Origin of the sequence: Enterobacter mori (assembly GCF_025244905.1) — a bacterium.
Lineage (GTDB): Bacteria > Pseudomonadota > Gammaproteobacteria > Enterobacterales > Enterobacteriaceae > Enterobacter > Enterobacter mori_A.
In genome coordinates this window covers 4,534,928-4,551,791 of record NZ_CP104285.1, presented here as the reverse complement: position 1 = coordinate 4,551,791, position 16,864 = coordinate 4,534,928, and the positions used below count along the sequence as shown (strand labels likewise).

Annotated in this window: 14 protein-coding genes; 8 read left to right on the top strand and 6 right to left on the bottom strand. The window is 54.7% G+C overall.

What is annotated here, in order from left to right; translation table 11 throughout:
* Window positions 1-250: 250 nt before the first annotated feature.
* Window positions 251-1,075: a protein bax gene (locus tag N2K86_RS21535; protein WP_100165422.1), complete on the top strand. Its 825-nt coding sequence runs from the start codon at window positions 251-253 to the stop codon at window positions 1,073-1,075.
* A gap of 39 nt (window positions 1,076-1,114) precedes the next feature.
* Here N2K86_RS21535 and xylR read toward each other — a convergent pair whose 3' ends face one another.
* From xylR to xylF, 4 genes are all read right to left on the bottom strand, one after another.
* Window positions 1,115-2,293 carry a D-xylose utilization transcriptional activator XylR gene (gene xylR, locus N2K86_RS21530; RefSeq protein WP_260659907.1) on the bottom strand — a complete coding sequence of 393 codons (1,179 nt, stop codon included), beginning with the start codon at window positions 2,291-2,293 and terminating at the stop codon, window positions 1,115-1,117.
* A 34-nt stretch (window positions 2,294-2,327) separates the two neighbouring features.
* Window positions 2,328-3,509, bottom strand: a complete 1,182-nt coding sequence (xylH, locus tag N2K86_RS21525) for a xylose ABC transporter permease XylH (protein ID WP_010436746.1) — start codon at window positions 3,507-3,509, stop codon at window positions 2,328-2,330.
* Entirely contained in the window at window positions 3,487-5,028 is a 1,542-nt protein-coding gene (locus N2K86_RS21520) for a xylose ABC transporter ATP-binding protein (RefSeq protein ID WP_260659906.1), read from the bottom strand. The genes xylH and N2K86_RS21520 overlap by 23 nt, the downstream gene beginning before the upstream one ends.
* 71 nt (window positions 5,029-5,099) lie before the next feature.
* Complete coding sequence (gene xylF / locus N2K86_RS21515; protein WP_042716575.1) at window positions 5,100-6,092, bottom strand: D-xylose ABC transporter substrate-binding protein; 993 nt, start codon at window positions 6,090-6,092, stop codon at window positions 5,100-5,102.
* Between the two features lie 370 nt (window positions 6,093-6,462).
* Between xylF and xylA the strand changes: the two genes are divergently transcribed.
* The 4 genes from xylA (at window position 6,463) to N2K86_RS21495 (ending at window position 10,863) form a co-directional block, all read left to right on the top strand.
* Window positions 6,463-7,785 carry a xylose isomerase gene (xylA, locus tag N2K86_RS21510; protein ID WP_221552983.1) on the top strand — a complete coding sequence of 441 codons (1,323 nt, stop codon included), beginning with the start codon at window positions 6,463-6,465 and terminating at the stop codon, window positions 7,783-7,785.
* A 60-nt stretch (window positions 7,786-7,845) separates the two neighbouring features.
* The gene (xylB, locus tag N2K86_RS21505) at window positions 7,846-9,300 is read left to right on the top strand and encodes a xylulokinase (RefSeq protein ID WP_260659905.1); all 1,455 of its coding nucleotides are present in this window, start codon (window positions 7,846-7,848) and stop codon (window positions 9,298-9,300) included.
* 103 nt (window positions 9,301-9,403) lie between these two features.
* Complete coding sequence (locus N2K86_RS21500) at window positions 9,404-9,943, top strand: isochorismatase family protein (protein ID WP_260659904.1); 540 nt, start codon at window positions 9,404-9,406, stop codon at window positions 9,941-9,943.
* Window positions 9,943-10,863, top strand: a complete 921-nt coding sequence (locus N2K86_RS21495) for a GlxA family transcriptional regulator (protein ID WP_260659903.1) — start codon at window positions 9,943-9,945, stop codon at window positions 10,861-10,863. The genes N2K86_RS21500 and N2K86_RS21495 overlap by 1 nt, the downstream gene beginning before the upstream one ends.
* Here N2K86_RS21495 and N2K86_RS21490 read toward each other — a convergent pair.
* On the bottom strand, window positions 10,856-11,851 hold the full coding sequence (locus N2K86_RS21490) for an acyltransferase (protein ID WP_260659902.1): 996 nt from the start codon (window positions 11,849-11,851) through the stop codon (window positions 10,856-10,858). The two genes, N2K86_RS21495 and N2K86_RS21490, sit on opposite strands and share 8 nt — an antisense overlap.
* A gap of 183 nt (window positions 11,852-12,034) precedes the next feature.
* Between N2K86_RS21490 and N2K86_RS21485 the strand changes: the two genes are divergently transcribed.
* From N2K86_RS21485 to glyS, 3 genes are all read left to right on the top strand, one after another.
* Window positions 12,035-12,340, top strand: coding sequence for a YsaB family lipoprotein (locus N2K86_RS21485; protein WP_260659901.1), 306 nt, complete (start codon window positions 12,035-12,037; stop codon window positions 12,338-12,340).
* A 160-nt stretch (window positions 12,341-12,500) separates the two neighbouring features.
* Window positions 12,501-13,412 (top strand): glycine--tRNA ligase subunit alpha, encoded by a 912-nt coding sequence (glyQ, locus tag N2K86_RS21480; RefSeq protein ID WP_003860141.1) that lies wholly within the window; start codon window positions 12,501-12,503, stop codon window positions 13,410-13,412.
* Window positions 13,413-13,421: 9 nt separating this feature from the next.
* Complete coding sequence (gene glyS / locus N2K86_RS21475; RefSeq protein WP_260659900.1) at window positions 13,422-15,491, top strand: glycine--tRNA ligase subunit beta; 2,070 nt, start codon at window positions 13,422-13,424, stop codon at window positions 15,489-15,491.
* Window positions 15,492-15,696: 205 nt separating this feature from the next.
* Here glyS and fadA read toward each other — a convergent pair whose 3' ends face one another.
* A complete protein-coding gene (gene fadA, locus N2K86_RS21470) occupies window positions 15,697-16,860 on the bottom strand; it encodes an acetyl-CoA C-acyltransferase FadA (RefSeq protein ID WP_235403382.1) in 1,164 nt (387 codons plus the stop codon).
* Window positions 16,861-16,864: the final 4 nt, after the last annotated feature.

The following is a 16,864-nucleotide window of genomic DNA, read 5'->3' as shown; positions in this document are numbered from 1 at the left end:
CCGGCGGGTTCTGCCAGGAGGATGCGAAGGGATGAGTGATCCCGCGCAAAATTAGGCAGTTATCTGCGATATCGCACACATTTTTTCAGAATTGATGCTTTAGTGAGCATGTTTCAGGTGACATAGTTTCGGATTTGGACTATTTCTATACGTGCTCTGGAAGACTATTTTTGATATGATTTGAGATTCCGCTCTCAAATTTGTGAAAAAAATAAGGTGTTGGGATGATTACATCCGACCAGGAGACCTAATGATATCGACTCCCATTCGACGATATGGGGCCGCGATACTCATGTTACTCACCACGGCATTTTCGGGTGAGGTGCTTGCGAAGACGCACACGGATACAACGAGTAAGAAAGCCCACGTAATAAAGACGACAAGTAGTAAGGTTAGCAGTAAACAAGAGTATTCTCGCAATAGTGCAAAGAGTAGTTCACTTCCTGATTTGCGAAAATACCCTTCCGGAACACCAAGGAAAAAAGCGTTTCTCCGGACGGTAATGCCTTACATCACGAGTCAAAATGCCGCAATTACTGCGGATCGTAACTGGCTGATCTCAAAACAGTACGATAGCCGCTGGTCGCCGTCTGAGCGTACGCGCCTGAAAGAGATTTCAAAACGCTACAAGGTGAAATGGAATGGCAACACGCGTCGTGTGCCGTGGAATTCACTTCTGGAACGTGTAGACATTATTCCGGGCAGTATGGTGGCAACGATGGCCGCTGCTGAAAGCGGTTGGGGTACCTCGAAGCTGGCACGTAATAACAACAATCTTTTCGGCATGAAATGTGTGAAAGGGCGTTGTAACAATGCACCCGGTAAAGTGAAAGGCTACTCGCAGTTTGAATCGGTTAAAGATTCCGTGAATGCCTATGTCGTGAATCTGAACACGCATCCGGCCTACTCTTCGTTCCGTAAGTCTCGCGCCCAGCTGCGTAAAGCGGATCAGGAAGTGACGGCGAGTACGATGATCCACAAGCTGAAAGGTTATTCCACCCAGGGGCAGCGCTATAACAACTATCTGTTTGCGATGTACCAGGACAACCAGCGCTTAATTGCCGCACATATGTAATCCTCAAAAATCGCCTTCCATTGGAAGGCGATTTTCTTTTTATATCAGCACTTCGCTATAGCGTTCCCGGTACTCTTTCGGCGTAGTGTCATACTCCTTTCTGAACACCGAATAAAAATACTGCAGCGACGGGTAGCCGCACATTTGTGAAATTTCATTGATGGAAAGCGACGTAGAGATCAGCAGGCTGCGCGCTTTCTCCAGTTTTTCCGCATGAATAACCGCGTGAATGGTTTCACCCACTTCCTCTTTAAAGCGTTTTTCCAGGTTTGAGCGAGAAATGCCGACCGAATCCAGCACCTGATCGACCTTGATACCTTTGCAGGCGTGGTTGCGAATGTAGTGCATGGCCTGAATGACGGCCGGGTCGCTTAAGGAACGATAATCGGTTGAGCGGCGTTCGACGACACGCACAGGCGGAACCAGCAGGCGCTGAAGCGGCAAGGCTTCGTTGTCCAGCAGGCGGTGCAGGAGCTTCGCGGCCTGATACCCCATTTGACGTGTTCCCTGCGCGACCGAAGAGAGCGCCACGCGAGACAAATAGCGGGTTAACTCTTCGTTATCGATGCCAATGACGCACAGCTTTTCAGGCACCGGAATATGCAAATGTTCACAGACCTGCAAAACGTGGCGCGCACGAGCATCTGTTACCGCAATAATCCCGGTCTGGGGCGGCAGCGTTTGCAGCCAGTCCGCCAGGCGGTTTTGCGCGTGCTGCCAGTTTTCCGGCGCAGTTTCCAGCCCCTGATACACCACGCCACGATATTTCTCCTTTGCGACCAGCTGGCAGAATGCATGCTCGCGCTCTACCGCCCACCGTTTGCCGCTCGAAGTGGGCAACCCGTAAAAGGCAAAGCGATGCACGCCTTTCTCTTTTAAATGGAGAAAGGCGGCCTCGACCAGCGCATGGTTATCGGTTGCGATGTAGTGGACCGGTGGATAGTGATCGGGCGAATGATACGAGCCGCCGACACCCACAATGGGCACGTCGACGTCTGTTAGCAATTGCTCAATGACGGGATCGTCATAGTCAGCGATAACACCATCGCCCAGCCAGTCTTTGATGTTCTCCAGACGGGTGCGGAAATCTTCTTCAATGAAAATATCCCACTCGGATTGCGACGCCTGCAAATATTCACCAACCCCTTCAACCACCTGACGGTCGTAGGCTTTGTTGGCATTGAATAACAACGTAATGCGGTGACGCTTTTCAAACATGGCTCACTTTCCCAAATAAGTAACAATATTGTTCTCAGGCACGTCGCTTGGTTGCAGAGTCCATCCAGACTGCCAGCAAAAGAATCGCTCCCTTGACGATATACTGCCAAAACGTTGGGACGTCCATCATACTCATCCCGTTATCCAGCGAAGCCATAATAAATGCGCCCATCACCGCGCCTGCCACGCTGCCGACACCGCCTGCGAGACTGGTTCCGCCGATGACACACGCTGCGATGGCATCCAACTCGGCAATATTTCCTGCCGACGGTGAACCGGCTCCCAGACGTGAGCTGAGGATCAGCCCTGCAATCGCCACCATCAGGCCGTTGATGGCAAAGACGGCGAGTTTGGTGCGTTCGACGTTGATACCTGACAGACGTGCCGCCTCGAGATTACCGCCAATGGCATAAATACGACGACCAAAGGCGGTGCGCGTGGCCATAAACATGCCGCCCAGCAGCAAGAGCGCCAGCAGCAGAACGGGCGTCGGGACACCGCGGTAATCGTTCAGCAACCAGATGGCACCCAGCACAATCACGGCGGTGAGCGCCTGACGACCGACCACGGAGGTCGATGCCGGAGAAGCCAGCCCCAGCGCCTGACGGCGCATACGGCCACGCCACTGCCATGCGATGAAGGCCATCATACCCACCACGCCGATCGTAAAACCGATGCCATCAGAGAGGTAGCTCTGCCCAATCTGCGACATAGACGCGCTGGTGGGAGAGACGGTCGTGCCGTTGGTGATGCCAATCAAAATCCCTCGGAAGGCGAGCATCCCCGCCAGGGTGACGATAAATGATGGCACCTTACGGTAGGCAACCCACCACCCGTTCCACGCCCCCAGTACCAGACCCAGCGCCAGCGTCACGACAATGGTTAGCGGCAGCGGCCAGCCGAGCCAGACATCAAATATCGCTGCCACGCCGCCGAGCAGGCCCATCATCGACCCGACCGACAGGTCAATCTCCGCTGAGATAATGACAAACACCATCCCTACGGCCAGAATGCCGGTGATGGCAGTCTGGCGCAGCAGGTTAGAGATATTACGGGCACTCAAATATGAGCCATCGGTCATCCAGGTAAAGAACAGCATGATGGCGATAATCGCCGCGATCATCACGAAGACCTGCAGGTTTAGCGCTTTCAGCCCCGCGAACGCGCCGGGTGTCGGCACAGCGACTTTGATATCAGACGGATTGCTTTTCGACATGACGTTCGCTCCTTAGGGCGGCTTCCATCACCTGCTCCTGCGTCAGGTTCTGGTTAATCAGATTGGCTTTCAGTTTTCCCTCGTGCATAACCAACACGCGGTCGCTCAGGCCGAGCACTTCAGGTAATTCAGACGAGATGACAATGACGGCAATACCTTGCTGCACAAGCTGATTAATCAGCTTGTAGATTTCATACTTCGCGCCGATATCAATCCCGCGGGTCGGTTCATCCAGAATTAAAATTCGAGGGTTAAGTAGCAGGCAGCGCGCCAGAATCGCCTTTTGCTGGTTCCCCCCGCTGAGGCGTCCAATGGCCAGTTCCGGGGAGGAGGTTTTCACCTTGAGCCTGGCGAGTGACTGAAGAATGCACTGCTGCTCGGCAGCGTCGTCCAGGCTCGTTAGAGCGCCGGAGAACTGGTTAAGCGCCGCGAGGGTGATATTTTTTCCGACCGCCATCACAGGCACGATACCGTCTTTTTTGCGATCTTCTGGCACCATGGCAATGCCATGGGCAATCGCCTGCTGGCAGTTGTCGATTTTCACCGGCTGACCATCGATATAAACGCGACCTTCCCAGCGTCCAGGCCACACGCCAAACAGACACTGAACGGCTTCGGTACGCCCGGCACCTACCAGGCCAGCAATGCCGAGAATTTCACCGCGGTGAAGGGAAAAGGAGACGTTGTTAACTCGCTTGATGTGGCGATTCACAGGATGCCAGGCGGTAAGATTTTCCACGCGCAGGATTTCATCTCCCACGGCGTGGGGTTCGTTCGGATAGAGCGCAGTGAGTTCGCGCCCTACCATCATGGTAATGATGTCATCTTCACTCATGCCCTCCGCTTCACGCGTGCCGATGTGTTGCCCGTCGCGGATCACGCAGATGGTGTCCGAAATGGCTTTCACCTCATTAAGTTTGTGCGAAATATAAATGCAGGCGATACCGTGGTTTTGCAGATCGCGGATGATATTGAGCAGAACAGCGGTTTCCTGTTCGGTGAGCGAGGCCGTTGGCTCATCGAGGATCAGCAGTCTTACCTGCTTGTTCAGGGCCTTGGCGATTTCGACCAACTGCTGCTGTCCCAGACCAAGATCCCCCACGCGGGTATCCGGTGAAATGCTGAGGCTCACCTGCGCCAGCAGCTTTTCACAGCGCAGCGTCATGGTGTCGTAATCCAGCACACCGTGACGTGAGATTTCGGCACCCAGGAAGATATTTTCCAGCACGGTGAGGTGCTTCACCAGGGCCAGTTCCTGATGAATAATGGCGATACCTTTACGTTCCGTATCGCGAATGTGTGTGGCCTGAATGACCTCACCGGCAAAGACGATTTCACCCTCATAACTGCCATATGGATAGATCCCGCACAGCACTTTCATTAGCGTCGACTTGCCTGAACCGTTTTCACCGCATAGCGAGACCACTTCGCCAGGGTTTAGCCGCAGGCTTACGTTATCGACCGCTTTCACCGCGCCAAAGGCTTTGGTGATGCTCTTCATTTCTAGTAAATAAGACATAACTGCTCCACGTGACCTGAGGGAGAACAGGACAGACCGGTGCGCCCCTGCCTGGCAGGGGCAGCGCGGGATTACAGTTCACTCTTTTTGTGGAAACCGTCTTTAATGACAGTGGCGTCAATATTCTCTTTATTGACTTCAATCGGGGTGAGCAGACGGGCCGGAACATCTTTGAGTCCGTTGTTCAACGTCGCGTCAGATTTAGGTTGTTGACCCTGACCCAGCTCAACGGCAATTTCAGCCGCCGTATTCGCAAGTTCGGTGATGGGCTTGTAAACCGTCATGGTTTGGGTGCCAGCAATGATGCGTTTCACCCCGGCGAGATCGGCATCCTGTCCGGAGATAGCGACTTTTCCAGCCAGCCCCTGGGCGCTGAGGGCCTGAATCGCGCCGCCAGCGGTGGCATCGTTGGAGGCCACGACTGCATCAATTTTGTTGTTGTTGGCCGTCAGCGCGTTTTCCATAATTTTTAGCGCGTTTTCAGGGAGCCAGCCATCTGCCCACTGATCGCCAACCACTTTAATTTTCCCGTTGTCGATGTACGGTTTAAGGACTTTCATTTGCCCTTCGCGGAACAGTTTGGCGTTGTTATCTACTGGCGAACCCCCCATCAGGAAATAATTGCCTTGTGGCACTTTATCAACCAGGCTTTTGGCTTGTAATTCACCCACTTTTTCGTTGTCGAACGAAATATAATAATCAATGTCCGCGTTATTAATCATGCGGTCATAGGCCAATACTTTTATGCCTTCTTGTTTGGCTTCTTTCACCACGTTACTTAATACCTGGCCGTTATAGGGGATAATGACCAGCACATCAACGCCACGGTTGATCATATTCTCAATTTGCGACATTTGCGTTTCTTCGTTGCCGTTAGCCGACTGAACAAACACGCTTGCGCCGAGGGACTCCGCTTTTTTTACAAAAATATCGCGATCTTTCTGCCAGCGCTCCAGGCGCAGGTCGTCAATGGCCATGCCGATTTTCACCTCTTTGGCGTGCCCGGCAAAGCTTGCAAGCAGGAGAGTAGTACAGAGTGTAAGGGACAGGTTCTTTATCTTCATAATTATTAGGCCTTTTTGTAGGGGATGTGTCGCTGAGATAAAAGAAACATTCACTGCTGAGACGCAGCAAATTTTTAACGTGGAAAGGCCCGCTGGCAATTACAGATTTTTATCTTCTCATTATGATATTTGGTTTATTTCTGAATTTATGACCGCGATCGGATTTTAAAATACGTAACTTATTAATTACATTTGATTCTGGAATCTACACCGAAAAATAGTTTGTCTGCACATTATTTTGCGAGCCAGCGCACAGTTGTGCATTCTCTCAATAGCAGTGTGAAATAACGTAATTGAGCAAGCCGGAATGTATATTCACTATTACTCCTGTATCTACGACTCGCCGCATACCCTGATTATGGAGCTCAATATGCAAGCTTATTTCGACCAACTCGATCGCGTTCGTTACGAAGGCACGAAAACGACCAATCCTTTAGCATTTCGTCACTACAACCCGGATGAGCTGGTGCTGGGTAAGCGTATGGAAGATCATCTGCGCTTTGCCGCCTGTTACTGGCATACGTTCTGCTGGAATGGTGCCGATATGTTTGGTGTAGGTTCTTTTGACCGTCCATGGCAACAGCCTGGCGAAGCCATCGAACTGGCGAAGCGTAAAGCGGATGTCGCGTTTGAATTCTTCCACAAGCTGAACGTGCCGTACTACTGCTTCCACGATGTGGATGTCTCTCCGGAAGGTGCGTCGCTGAAAGAGTATCTGAACAACTTCGCACAGATGGTGGACGTGCTGGCGGCAAAACAGCAGCAGAGCGGCGTGAAGCTGCTGTGGGGCACGGCAAACTGCTTCACTAACCCTCGCTATGGCGCGGGTGCGGCAACGAATCCGGATCCCGAAGTGTTCAGCTGGGCGGCCACACAGGTGGTGACGGCAATGAACGCCACGCACCAGTTAGGCGGCGAGAACTATGTCCTGTGGGGCGGCCGCGAAGGGTACGAAACCCTGCTGAACACCGATCTGCGTCAGGAGCGTGAGCAGATTGGTCGCTTTATGCAGATGGTTGTCGAGCATAAACACAAAATTGGTTTCCGCGGTACGCTGCTGATTGAACCTAAGCCGCAAGAGCCAACCAAGCATCAGTACGATTATGACGTCGCAACCGTGTACGGCTTCCTGAAGCAATTTGGTCTGGAAAAAGAGATCAAAGTGAACATCGAAGCTAACCACGCTACGCTTGCGGGCCACTCTTTCCATCACGAAATTGCCTCTGCTATTGCGCTGGGCATCTTTGGTTCTGTGGATGCAAACCGTGGCGATGCGCAGCTCGGCTGGGACACCGATCAGTTCCCGAATAGCGTGGAAGAGAATGCGCTGGTGATGTACGAAATTATCAAAGCGGGTGGCTTCACCACCGGCGGTCTGAACTTTGACGCCAAAGTGCGTCGTCAAAGCACCGATAAGTACGATCTGTTCTACGGTCACATTGGCGCGATGGACACCATGGCGCTGGCGCTGAAAATCGCCGCCCGAATGATTGAGGACGGTGAGCTGGATAAACGCGTAGCGAAGCGTTATAGCGGCTGGAACAGTGAGCTGGGCCAGCAAATTTTGAAAGGCCAGTTATCGCTTGCTGAGATCGCGAAGTACGCTGAACAGCATCAACTGGCACCGCAGCATCAGAGCGGACACCAGGAGTTGCTGGAAAACCTGGTCAATCATTACCTGTTCGATAAATAACAGCATCCAGGCCCGGTAAGCGCAGCGCCACCGGGCATTTCTGTCAAAGGAGTCACCACAATGTATATCGGGATCGATCTTGGCACATCGGGTGTGAAAGCCATCCTGTTAAGCGAACAGGGCGACGTGTTGGCCACGCAGACGGAAAAACTGCAGGTTTCACGTCCGCATCCGCTGTGGTCTGAACAGGACCCGGAGCAGTGGTGGCAGGCGACGGATCGCGCAATCAAAGCCTTAGGCATGCAGCACAGTCTCCGTGATGTAAAAGCGCTGGGAATTGCCGGACAAATGCACGGCGCAACGCTGCTGGACAGCCAGCACCGCGTGTTGCGTCCAGCGATCCTCTGGAACGACGGTCGCTGTGCAGAAGAGTGCGCGCTTCTTGAAGAACGCGTACCAACCTCTCGTGACATCACCGGCAACCTGATGATGCCAGGTTTCACCGCACCAAAACTCTTGTGGGTACAGCGCCATGAACCTGAGATTTTCCGTCAGGTAGCGAAAGTTCTGCTGCCGAAAGATTATCTGCGTTTTCGCATGACGGGTGATTTCGCCAGTGATATGTCTGACGCGGCGGGCACGATGTGGCTCGATGTGGCGAAACGCGACTGGAGCGAGGTGATGCTGGATGCCTGCCATCTGACTCGTGACCATATGCCTGCGCTTTTCGAAGGCAGCGAGGTCACCGGCACACTGCAATCCTCCATTGCTGAACGCTGGAATATGCCTGCCGTACCGGTGGTGGCTGGCGGCGGCGACAACGCGGCGGGCGCTGTCGGTGTCGGGATGGTGGAGGCAGGGCAGGCGATGCTCTCGCTGGGAACCTCCGGCGTCTATTTTGCCGTCAGCGACGGTTATCGCAGCAATCCTGAAAGCGCAGTCCACAGTTTCTGTCATGCCTTGCCGGGGAAATGGCATTTGATGTCGGTGATGCTGAGTGCGGCATCATGCCTTGATTGGGCAGCGAAGCTGACCGGAATGGCGGATGTCCCTGCGTTTATCGAAGCCGCGCAGCAGGCGGATGAAAATGCCGGTGCTGTCTGGTTTTTGCCCTATCTTTCCGGCGAGCGTACGCCGCACAACAACCCAGAAGCGAAAGGGGTGTTTTTCGGTTTAACTCATCAACATGGCCCGGCTGAACTGGCGCGTGCGGTACTGGAGGGCGTCGGGTATGCGCTGGCGGATGGGATGGACGTCGTACATGATTGTGGGCTGAAGCCATCAAGCATTACGCTCATTGGCGGCGGCGCGCGTAGCAGTTACTGGCGGCAGATGCTGTCTGATATTAGCGGTCTACAGCTTGATTATCGCACCGGGGGCGACGTCGGGCCTGCGCTCGGCGCAGCGCGGCTGGCACAGATAGCCGTGAACCCTGAAAAACCGCTCGCACAGTTGCTGCCACAGCTGGCGCTTGAGCAAACGCACCTGCCTGACGCAGCACGACATTCGCGCTACGCGGAAAGGCGTGATGTGTTCCGCAGGATCTACCAGCAGCTGCTGCCGTTAATGTCTTAAAAACGGTTGTCTGATTGAGGCATGACGATGTCCTTTTTTGGTCTGTTCGTGCCTGCATTTCCTCGTCAGGATAAGGTCATACCCACTGACGAGGAGTTCCATCATGTCCCGCACCGCATTAATCAATATTGACACTCAGCAGTCATTCCATCATCGCGTGTACTGGCAGGAGGGCGATATTCCTGCCTTTCAGCAGGCCATGCTGGGGCTGATTGAAGGCTGCCGGTCGCGCAATATTCCAGTCGTTGATATTTTTCATGTAGATGAAGACGGCCCCTTCACCCTGGAAAGCGGCTATGTCAAACCGATGGCCTTTTTACGTCATCAGCCAGATGTGGTTTTCCAGAAACACGTCCATAATGCCTTCACGGACACCGGGCTTGACCGCTGGCTACGCGAGCGTGATATCAACCGACTGATTATCTGCGGTATTCGCACTGAACAATGTTGTGAAACCACCGCACGGGTGGCCTCCGATCTGGGCTATGCTGTGACCTTTGTGAGCGAGGCCACGCTGACGTTCCCGATGACGTACAGGGGAATTACCCTCAGCGCTGACGAACTGCGTCATCGCACCGAGACTGTGCTGGCCGGGCGTTTTGCCGAGATTAAAACGGTAGCGGAGACGCTGGAGTCACTGTAATGAGCATCGACGTCTGGTTCGTTATGCTGCCCGGGGTGCTGTCATTAGACATGACCGGCCCGGCAGAAACCTTTGTGCTGGCGGGCGACGCGTTTCGCCTGCATTACATTGGCCCACAGCCTGATGTTCAGACGTCGATTGGCCTGACGATGAGCGGCATTCAGCCGCTGCCGGAACGTCTGCCAGAAGGTAGCTTGCTTGTGCTGCCGGGAGTCAGCGACTCCTGCGTTCAGTTCTCAACCCCTCTGGCGCAGCAGATTCAGCACTGGCTAATGCGGCTTCAGCCGCAAATACAACGGCAGGATATCGCCGTGATGTGCGTCTGTTCTGGCGCGTTGCTGGCGGCAAAGTCGGGCTTGTTGAATAACCGGCAGTGCACCACGCATCATGACGTCATTAGCCGCTTACGCGCCGCAGCTCCCACGGCGACGATTAAAGAGAACCGGATCTTCGTGCAGGACGAGAATATCTGGACCAGTGCAGGGATCACGTCGGGTATCGATCTGGCGCTGCATATGATTAACCGACTTTGTGGGCCAGAAAAAGCCCTGGCCGTCGCGCGTGAAATGGTGGTCTGGTTCCGCCGCTCCGGGGACGATCCGCAGCTTTCACCCTGGTTACGCTACCGCAATCATCTTCACCCGGCGATCCATCGCGCCCAGGACGCCCTTACCGCTGAGCCGCAAAAAGCGTGGCAGATACCGGATATCGCCGCGCAGGCGCACGTCAGCCCACGCCATCTGACCCGACTTTTTCAGGAACATTTAGGGATAAGCGTTCGGGATTACCTTGAGCAATTGCGTCTGGCAGTGGCCGAACAGTGGTTATTGCAGGGGCGTGGGGTGGAGCAGGCGTCTCTGGCGGCAGGGTTTTCCTCCCCGCGCCAGTTCCACCGTGCCCGGCAGCGAATCGCTAACTAACGAAGCGACGGGTATCTATTTTTTGCAACAGCATCGACAGCAATAAGCTCACGACCAGCGTGGCGGCAAAAATCCAGATAATATCCAGCAGCGGCCAGCTTTTGAGCTCAATCCCACGCGTACGAAGAGCGTGGATCACCAGCGCGTGAAAACCGTAAATCCCCAGTGAGTGGCGGGAAATAAATCCCACCAGGGGAAGCGGGCGTTCATTCAGCATATTTTTGACGAGTATCAGCAGGGATATGGCGCAGATAAAGACCATCGGGCCGCAGTACAGATACCAGGTATCGGCAAAATTCCCGCGCCACTTCAGCTCATAAAGTGTACCGCGTGAAATCACGACCACACCGATGATAAACAGCGCTGCACAAAGCCAGTTCATACCCCGTTTTTGTGTATCCATCATGCCAATGGCGCGCCCCAGCATGCCGTAAAGCACGTAGTAGAAGGTATCGCCGTTGATATAGAGGTTGACAGGTAGCCATTCAAATCCGTCAATTTTCTGCGAGACGGTGTTGGGGTTTGCCACCACGCCGATCACCACCATCAGCGCCAGGAGCATCTTGCCGCTGACGTTCTTCACCTGTATCAGAGGCGAAACCAGGTAGATAACGATAATGGCGAAGAAAAACCACAGGTGATAGAAGATCGGTTTTTGCAGCACGTTTTTCAGTGATAGTTCGGCGTTAATTGAGGTAAAAAGCGTGATATAGAGCAGCGCAATGGCACTGTAGAAACCCAGGCATGACGCGATGCGGATAAAATGCCTCGGCTGCGCACTGCGTTCGCCAAAGAAGAGAAAGCCGGAAATCATAAAGAACAGCGGCACACTCACGCGGGAAGCGGAGTTAAGTATATTAGCGATATCCCAGTTAACGTGGCTGATGCTGTGCGCGTTCGTGACGTACCAGGTCGTCGTGTGGATCATTACCACCATCAGACAGGCTATTCCTCGCAGGTTATCTATCCAGTTAATTTTTGACGACATCAGTTCCTCTTATTCCCTGTAAATAGAGTGTGACTGCGATTAGGGTAATGTCTTCCCTTGGAAAATTCTGAGTTTAACTCGTGTAACTTGTACGAGGAGCGCGAGATTCGCAGAATGACCCACCATAATCTATAAAAGTGTTGATATTAAAAATAACAGCCACTGACCAGGGCGGTAATAAAAATGATGATGAAGCGAGTGGCGGCACTCTTTCTGCTCCTCATACTGGCGGGGTGCAGCACCTCGCAGGACGTGCCTGAACAAAAAGCACAGCAGGGGAAAATCAGCCCTGAACGTTCGCTGAATATGGAGCAGCTCTGCAAAGACCAGGCGGCGCACCGTTATAATTCCGAGGTGCAGAAAATTACGGTTAACGGATTTGAGCGCTTTCAGAGGAGCTATGAGCTAAAAGGCTATACTGCGCGTAAAGAAGGCTTTGTCTGTTCTTTTGACGCGGACGGTCAGTTTTTACATCTCTCGATGCGCTAATCTGCTCGTATAATCAGCAGCCACAATGCCCTGGCGTTCTGGCTGCGCGCCTTATTCCCCAATTTATCTTAAACAACCCCGTTTCGTACTGTATATCTTGCAGCCAGCGGGTATACTGATCCCTTCCATTTAAAACCACACGTATCCAGCACGAAATACTATGCAAAAGTTTGATACCAAGACCTTCCAGGGCCTGATCCTGACCTTACAGGATTACTGGGCTCGTCAGGGCTGCACCATTGTTCAACCTTTGGACATGGAAGTTGGCGCAGGCACCTCGCACCCAATGACCAGCTTACGCGCGTTGGGGCCGGAGCCAATGGCGACCGCGTATGTGCAGCCTTCCCGTCGTCCTACCGATGGCCGTTATGGCGAAAACCCGAACCGTCTGCAGCACTACTATCAGTTCCAGGTGGTGATTAAGCCATCGCCAGACAACATTCAGGAACTGTACCTCGGGTCGCTGAAAGAGCTGGGTATGGACCCGACCATTCACGACATTCGTTTCGTGGAAGATAACTGGGAAAACCCAACGCTGGGTGCCTGGGGTCTGGGCTGGGAAGTGTGGCTGAACGGCATGGAAGTGACCCAGTTCACTTACTTCCAGCAGGTTGGTGGTCTGGAATGTAAGCCGATCACCGGTGAAATCACCTACGGTCTGGAACGTCTGGCCATGTACATTCAGGGCGTAGACAGCGTTTACGACCTGGTCTGGAGCGACGGCCCGCTGGGTAAAACCACCTACGGCGACGTGTTCCATCAGAACGAAGTGGAGCAATCCACCTATAACTTCGAATACGCGGACGTGGACTTCCTGTTCACCTGCTTCGAGCAGTACGAGAAAGAAGCGCAGCAGCTGCTGGCGCTGGAGACTCCGCTGCCGCTGCCTGCCTACGAGCGTATTCTGAAGGCCGCCCACAGCTTCAACCTGCTGGACGCCCGCAAAGCCATCTCCGTGACTGAACGTCAGCGTTACATTCTGCGCATTCGTACCCTGACCAAAGCCGTAGCAGAAGCTTACTATGCGTCCCGTGAAGCCCTTGGCTTCCCGATGTGCAACCGAAACAAATAAGAGGCGGCCATGTCTGAAAAAACTTTCCTGGTGGAAATCGGCACCGAAGAGCTGCCACCAAAAGCCCTGCGCAGCCTGGCTGAATCTTTTGCTGCGAACGTGACCGCCGAGCTTGATAACGCTGGCCTGGCACACGGTAAAATTGAATGGTTTGCTGCACCGCGCCGTCTGGCGCTGAAAGTGGCAAATCTGGCGGCCTCTCAGCCGGATCGTGAAGTGGAAAAACGTGGCCCGGCCATTGCTCAGGCGTTCGACGCCGAAGGCAAGCCGAGCAAAGCGGCAGAAGGTTGGGCACGTGGTTGCGGTATCACCGTTGACCAGGCCGAGCGTCTGACCACCGACAAAGGCGAGTGGCTGCTGTATCGTGCCCATGTGAAAGGCGAAAGCGCGGAAGCGCTGCTGCCGGACATGATCGCGACCTCACTGGCCAAGCTGCCAATTCCTAAGCTGATGCGCTGGGGCGCGTCCGACGTGCACTTTGTGCGTCCGGTTCACACCGTGACCCTGCTGCTGGGCGATACCGTTATCCCTGCCACCATTCTGGGCGTGGCGTCCGATCGCGTGATCCGCGGCCATCGCTTTATGGGTGAGCCGGAGTTCACCATCGACAATGCCGACCAGTACCCGCAGATCCTGCTGGAACGCGGTAAAGTCATTGCCGACTACGAACAGCGTAAAGCCAAAATCAAAGCGGACGCGGAAGACGCGGCACGCCAGATTGGCGGTAACGCCGACCTGAGCGAAAGCCTGCTGGAAGAAGTGACCTCTCTGGTGGAATGGCCTGTTGTGCTGACCGCGAAGTTCGAAGAGAAATTCCTGGCCGTTCCGGCAGAAGCGCTGGTCTACACCATGAAAGGTGACCAGAAGTACTTCCCGGTATACGCCAACGACGGCAAGCTGCTGCCAAACTTCATCTTCGTGGCGAACATCGAATCGAAAGATCCGATCCAGATTATCTCCGGTAACGAGAAAGTGGTGCGCCCACGTCTGGCGGATGCGGAGTTCTTCTTCAACACCGACCGTAAAAAGCGTCTGGAAGATAACCTGCCGCGCCTGCAAACCGTACTGTTCCAGCAGCAGCTGGGTACGCTGCGCGACAAGACCGACCGTATCGCGGAGCTGTCCGGCTGGATCGCCCGTGAAATCGGTGCTGACGTCAACCACGCGACTCGCGCTGGCCTGCTGTCCAAGTGTGACCTGATGACCAACATGGTGTTCGAGTTTACCGACACCCAGGGCGTCATGGGTATGCACTACGCGCGTCACGACGGCGAAGCGGAAGACGTGGCAGTCGCCCTGAACGAACAGTATCAGCCGCGCTTTGCCGGTGACGATCTGCCGTCCAACCCGGTGGCCTGCGCCGTGGCGATTGCCGATAAGATGGACACCCTGGCGGGTATCTTCGGCATCGGTCAGCATCCGAAAGGCGACAAAGACCCGTTCGCGCTGCGTCGTGCCGCGCTGGGCGTGCTGCGTATCATCGTTGAGAAGAACCTGAACCTCGATCTGCAGACCCTGACCGAAGAAGCGGTGCGTCTGTACGGCGACAAGCTGACCAACGCGAAAGTGGTAGATGACGTCATCGACTTCATGCTCGGTCGTTTCCGTGCCTGGTATCAGGACGAAGGCTACACCGTTGACACTATTCAGGCGGTGCTGGCGCGTCGTCCGACCCGTCCGGCAGATTTTGATGCGCGTATGAAGGCGGTTTCTCACTTCCGTACGCTGGAAGCGGCATCAGCCCTGGCTGCGGCCAACAAGCGTGTATCCAATATCCTGGCGAAATCCGATGAAACGCTGAACGAGCGCGTAAACGCCGCGACCCTGAAAGAGCCGGAAGAGATTGCCCTGGCGATGCAGGTTGTGGTGCTGCGCGACAAGCTCGAGCCGTACTTCGCGGAAGGTCGCTACCAGGAAGCGCTGGTGGAACTGGCTGAACTGCGTGACGTTATTGACGCCTTCTTCGAGAAAGTGATGGTGAACGTGGAAGATAAAGAACTGCGTATTAACCGTCTCTCTATGCTCGAGAAACTGCGCGAGCTGTTCCTGCGCGTGGCGGATATTTCGCTGCTGCAGTAACGTAAAAAACCCGCCCCTGACAGGCGGGAAGAACGGCAACTAAACTGTCTCTCTTCGCCAATGGCGCCATAACTGCGTTGGCTGCGCTCGTTCACCCGAATCACTTACTAATGTAAGCTCATCGGGATTCGCTCGCTTGCCGCCTTGTTCTGACGTCATTGGCTTTGAGATACTTTTCCTTATTTACATTCCCTCAAACAATTTATTACACCCTCTCAAATACCGTCGCGATACCCTGACCCAATCCGATACACATTGTTGCCAGACCAAACTGGGCATCTTTGCGTTCCATCAGGTTGATAAGCGTGGTGCTGATGCGCGCTCCGGAACAACCCAGCGGGTGACCGAGGGCGATCGCGCCACCGTTGAGGTTAATCTTCTCGTCGATCTGCTCCATCAGCCCCAGATCTTTAATGCACGGCAGGATCTGCGCGGCGAACGCTTCGTTCATCTCGAACAGATCGATGTCGCTGGCGGTTAAGCCCGCTTTTTTCAGCGCCAGCTTCGAGGCCGGAACCGGGCCGTAACCCATGATGGAAGGATCGCAGCCCACGACCGCCATCGAACGCACGCGAGCGCGAGGCGTTAAACCCAGCTCGCGGGCGCGGCTTTCGCTCATCACCAGCATCGCGGCAGCACCGTCGGACAGGGCGGACGACGTTCCCGCCGTTACCGTGCCGGTGACTGGATCAAATGCCGGGCGCAGGGTAGAAAGCGCTTCTACGGTAGTTTCCGGGCGGATGACTTCGTCGTAGCTGAACTGCTTCAGAACGCCGTCTGCGTCGTGACCGCCTGTCGGGATGATCTCATTCTTAAAGGCACCGGATTGCGTGGCGGCCCAGGCGCGGGCGTGAGAGCGTGCGGCAAAGGCATCCTGCATTTCACGGCTGATGCCATGCAGGCGAGAGAGCATCTCGGCGGTCAGGCCCATCATCCCCGCGGCTTTCGCCACGTTACGGCTCATGCCCGGGTGGAAATCGACCCCGTGGCTCATCGGCACGTGGCCCATGTGCTCAACGCCGCCCACCAGGCAGGCCTGTGCATCGCCGGTCATGATCATGCGCGCCGCGTCGTGCAGTGCCTGCATGGACGAACCACACAGACGGTTGACGGTGACCGCCGGAACCGAGTGCGGGATCTCCGCCAGCAGCGACGCGTTACGGGCGATGTTGAAACCCTGCTCCAGTGTCTGCTGAACGCAGCCCCAGTAGATATCGTCCAGCGCTGTTGGGTCCAGCGCCGGGTTACGCGCCAGCAGGCTACGCATCAGGTGCGCGGAGAGGTCTTCCGCACGCACGTTACGGAACGCGCCGCCTTTTGAACGGCCCATCGGGGTGCGAATCGCATCAACAATGACAACCTTTTCCATTGTG

Excerpts from the sequence above, each read along its gene's own strand:
- glyQ (WP_003860141.1), top strand. The coding sequence starts at position 12,501 with ATGCAAAAGTTTGATACCAAGACCTTCCAGGGCCTGATCCTGACCTTA.
- N2K86_RS21485 (WP_260659901.1), top strand. The coding sequence starts at position 12,035 with ATGATGATGAAGCGAGTGGCGGCACTCTTTCTGCTCCTCATACTGGCG.
- N2K86_RS21500 (WP_260659904.1), top strand. The coding sequence starts at position 9,404 with ATGTCCCGCACCGCATTAATCAATATTGACACTCAGCAGTCATTCCAT.
- N2K86_RS21535 (WP_100165422.1), top strand. The coding sequence starts at position 251 with ATGATATCGACTCCCATTCGACGATATGGGGCCGCGATACTCATGTTA.
- N2K86_RS21495 (WP_260659903.1), top strand. The coding sequence starts at position 9,943 with ATGAGCATCGACGTCTGGTTCGTTATGCTGCCCGGGGTGCTGTCATTA.
- xylH (WP_010436746.1), bottom strand. The coding sequence starts at position 3,509 with ATGTCGAAAAGCAATCCGTCTGATATCAAAGTCGCTGTGCCGACACCC.
- N2K86_RS21490 (WP_260659902.1), bottom strand. The coding sequence starts at position 11,851 with ATGTCGTCAAAAATTAACTGGATAGATAACCTGCGAGGAATAGCCTGT.
- xylA (WP_221552983.1), top strand. The coding sequence starts at position 6,463 with ATGCAAGCTTATTTCGACCAACTCGATCGCGTTCGTTACGAAGGCACG.
- N2K86_RS21520 (WP_260659906.1), bottom strand. The coding sequence starts at position 5,028 with ATGTCTTATTTACTAGAAATGAAGAGCATCACCAAAGCCTTTGGCGCG.
- xylF (WP_042716575.1), bottom strand. The coding sequence starts at position 6,092 with ATGAAGATAAAGAACCTGTCCCTTACACTCTGTACTACTCTCCTGCTT.
- glyS (WP_260659900.1), top strand. The coding sequence starts at position 13,422 with ATGTCTGAAAAAACTTTCCTGGTGGAAATCGGCACCGAAGAGCTGCCA.
- xylB (WP_260659905.1), top strand. The coding sequence starts at position 7,846 with ATGTATATCGGGATCGATCTTGGCACATCGGGTGTGAAAGCCATCCTG.
- xylR (WP_260659907.1), bottom strand. The coding sequence starts at position 2,293 with ATGTTTGAAAAGCGTCACCGCATTACGTTGTTATTCAATGCCAACAAA.
- fadA (WP_235403382.1), bottom strand. The coding sequence starts at position 16,860 with ATGGAAAAGGTTGTCATTGTTGATGCGATTCGCACCCCGATGGGCCGT.